Genomic DNA, 856 nt, shown 5'->3' with positions numbered 1-856 from the left:
GGCCTCGACGTCTCGACGCAGGCGCAGATCCTCACCCTGCTGGAGGAGCTTGCCGCGGAGATGGGGCTGACCGTCGCTTTCATCAGCCACGATCTGTCGGTCATCCGGCGGCTGTGCCGGCAGGTGATCGTCATGCGCGAAGGCGTGATCGTCGAAGCGAGCGCCACCGACACCTTGTTCGACAAGCCGCGGCAAAGCTACACGCGCGATCTCATCGCGGCCATTCCGCTGCCCGAGATCGATGCGAGCTGGCTCGACATTCCTTCCGCAGCCAAGCCGCCGACATGAATGCATACGCACGCCGACGAGCGGGCCTCGGACGTGCGACCACAAAGACCAAGTCCCGCCAAATGGAGAGGACTGACATGAAGACCACAATCGCAATTGCAACGCTCGCCGCCGCGATGCTCGGCAGCGCCGGCATGGCCTCGGCGGATTCGATCCCGGGCATGCGCGGCCACGACCACACCGGGATCACGGTTCCCGACATGAAGCAGGCGGTCGACTTCTTCACCGAAGTGGTCGGCTGCAAGAAGGCGATGTCGTTCGGCCCGTTCGCCGACGACAAGGGCACCTTCATGCAGGATCTCCTGGGCGTCGATCCGAAGGCGGTGATCGAAGAGGTCACCATGGTGCGTTGTGGCTACGGCTCGAACATCGAGCTGTTCAAATACACAGCACCGGACCAGAAGGACCTGACGCCAAAGAACAGCGACATCGGCGGCTTCCACATCGCCTTCTATGTCGACGACGTCGCCGCTGCCAAAGCCTATCTCGACGGCAAGGGCGTCAAGACACGCTTGGGACCATTGCCGGTCAAGGAAGGACCCGCCGCCGGCCAGACCATCCTCTATTT

Annotated in this window: 2 protein-coding genes; both read left to right on the top strand. The window is 62.9% G+C overall.

The genetic code is table 11. The features are described from left to right. The coding region (locus EN969_RS33300; RefSeq protein ID WP_164758762.1) for an ABC transporter ATP-binding protein at nucleotides 1-288 on the top strand (288 nt) is incomplete at its 5' end. A gap of 77 nt (nucleotides 289-365) precedes the next feature. Continuing rightward, the coding region (locus EN969_RS33295; RefSeq protein ID WP_127419868.1) for a VOC family protein at nucleotides 366-856 on the top strand (491 nt) is incomplete at its 3' end.

This window comes from Mesorhizobium sp. M7A.F.Ca.CA.003.01.2.1 (assembly GCF_003998945.1).
Taxonomy (GTDB): Bacteria; Pseudomonadota; Alphaproteobacteria; order Rhizobiales; family Rhizobiaceae; genus Mesorhizobium; species Mesorhizobium ciceri.
The sequence above is the reverse complement of the archived record's forward strand: the minus strand, read 5'-3'. Positions and strand labels throughout refer to the sequence as shown.